The organism is Bacillota bacterium (assembly GCA_013178045.1).
Lineage (GTDB): Bacteria > Bacillota > Ch66 > Ch66 > Ch66 > Ch66.
Map to the genome: position 1 here is coordinate 1 of JABLXP010000053.1, position 2,504 is coordinate 2,504.

The 2,504-nt window shown below is 43.0% G+C and carries 1 protein-coding gene; it reads left to right on the forward strand.

What is annotated here, in order from left to right:
- Positions 1-770: 770 nt before the first annotated feature.
- The gene (locus HPY81_11570; GenBank protein ID NPV28037.1) at positions 771-2,162 is read left to right on the forward strand and encodes an anion permease; all 1,392 of its coding nucleotides are present in this window, start codon (positions 771-773) and stop codon (positions 2,160-2,162) included.
- Positions 2,163-2,504 lie beyond the last annotated feature (342 nt).

A 2,504-nucleotide genomic window follows, 5' to 3' on the forward strand; every position in this document is an offset into this window, starting at 1 on the left:
ATATTTTGGCGGTAATCGAGTAACTGACATTTTTCTTAAATGAAATCTTCTTCCCTCGGTAGGAAGAAAAATTTTTGGGGGAAAATATCAGAAAAATTATACAAGTGATAATATTGCATAATATTGCGTAAACCGTATATCTCCCTGAGAAAGGAGGTGGTTGTTAGCGAAAAGCTTGGGAGAATCAATTTTGTAGCTTTGAATATTTACTGTTATTTGAACAGTTAATAAAGAGAGAGTTTCTGTGAGAGAGAATCTACAATTTTTTTACGAGTATGGCTCCAAAAAATTGAGATAGGGGGGATGTAAATGATTTACATTATCTAAGTAATCTAATAAAAACTTCTTTCACGGATTGTATTGGTTGATGAGGCGGTTACTAATCATTAATGGGGCTTTTACAATAGGGGTAAGTAGCTTCACCTTCCTCAGCTTCTCTTAAGATGGTTACGCGAACCTTGACCGAACGGGTGCGACAGGGCCGAAAGTGTCAGGTTAACCTGTGGTCGAGAGCAGCAGTACGCTAATTGAAATTCAAAGGAACAGGCTGTGCGCGACTAACCAGACAAAGGGCAAATCTTCAAAAAGAAGTCGCCGAAGTGCGACAAGGAAGAATTGTATTTCCCTTAGTCCAATAACCATCGTGCAGGATAATTTATTTATAAAATTAATTTAGCGATGAGGTTATTAAAATGCTTGAAACCCCGAAGAAAAATCCCGAAGATATTGTTCCCCATCAGTTACCGAAAAAAAATATTTTGGATAAAAAGTTGATACACTGGCTGATTATCGTAGCAGTTGGTGTGATCATCTGGTTTATTCCTATTCCCACAGGACTTAAGCCTAATGCGTGGCATTTGTTTGCTATATTCGTTGCCACAATTGTAGGTTTTATTCTTCAGCCTATTCCTATGGGTGCTCTGTCGTTCTTGAGTATATCTCTTGTCGTCTTGCTAAAGGTAGCAACGTTAAGTGATATGCTGGTCAACTTTGGTAGCTCTACTGTGTGGCTAGTTGTATCAGCTTTCTTTCTAGCTAGAGGTTTCATCAAGACCGGCTTGGCTCGTCGTATCTCCCTTCTATTCATCAAAGCCATCGGCCACAGCACATTGAGACTGGGTTATTGCCTGGCTTTCAGTGACCTGATTTTTGGCCCTGCCATGCCATCAATCACAGCTAGGGGGGGCGGGATCCTTTTTCCAATAATTAAGGGGTTGTGTTCAGTTTTTGATTCGGAGCCGGGACCTACTGCCCGGCGCGTTGGCGCCTACCTTTTTCAGGTGGAACACCATGCGACCTGTATTGTTTCAGCCATGTTTATAACGGCAATGGGCTCTAACCCATTGGTTGTGGATCTGGCTGCTAAAACTGCCAATGTAAATCTTACCTGGAGCGGTTGGGCTACTGCGGCGATTGTACCCGGTCTGATCGCTCTCTTAGCTGTCCCATTTATCCTGTATAAGATTTTCCCGCCAGAAATCAAAGATTCGCCTGAAGCACCTCAGATGGCGCAGCAAGAATTACAGAAGATGGGCCCAATGAGCAAACCTGAAAAAATACAACTAGGTGTATTCATTGGCTCTTTGCTGTTATGGACAACTTCGATGTTTACTAATATAGATGCAACAACAGTGGCTCTCCTAGCCGTTTCCGTTCTTTTGGCAACATCAGTATTGACATGGAAAGATTGCCTTGATGACAATGGTGCATGGGACACTCTGGTTTGGTTAGGAACATTAATGAGCCTAGCCGGCTTATTGGTCAAACTAGGCGTGGTTGCTTGGGTTGCCAAATTGGTTGGCTCAGCGATAGGCGGCATTTCTTGGGTCCCGACTCTCGCGATAATGCTATTGATCTATCTGTATTCCCATTATGCCTTTGCTTCCTTAACAGCTCACATTACCGCTTTGTACGCCCCTTTATTAGCCATTGCCGTCATCGCTGGCGCGCCGGTGCAATTGTCGGCGCTTGTCCTGGGCTTTTTTTCCAGTTTATGCGGTTCCCTCACTCACTACTCTTCCGGCCCTGCACCGATTCTCTTTGGAGCTGGCTACGTTGACCAGCCTACTTGGTGGAAGCTAGGGTTTATCATCAGCGTTATCAACTTGGTAATTTGGCTTGGAACTGGTTCAATATGGTGGAAATTCGTAGGTCTGTGGTAGAAGCATCTTCGGCACTTGATTTTGGCGTTCGGATGGGGTTTAAATCAATTTAAGGCTGCAAGGGATCTTTAGCAGAAACGCTGGGCCCAAAATTTTTAAAATACGTAAATAAATAGCAGGAAAATTAATTCGGGTGTCGAAGAAAATTAACTATAAATTAACACTATTAGTATATTGCAAACTAGTATATTGCAAACAACAAGTAAGTAGGATATGTCCGTGTCAAGATCTAGTAGGTATCTCCACAAAAATTTTTTCCGCTATGAGACCTCACCGTTCAAAACATCAGCATCAAGGCAGCGGCCTTGACAGCCACCCCACAGGTGGTCAAATATTGGCACC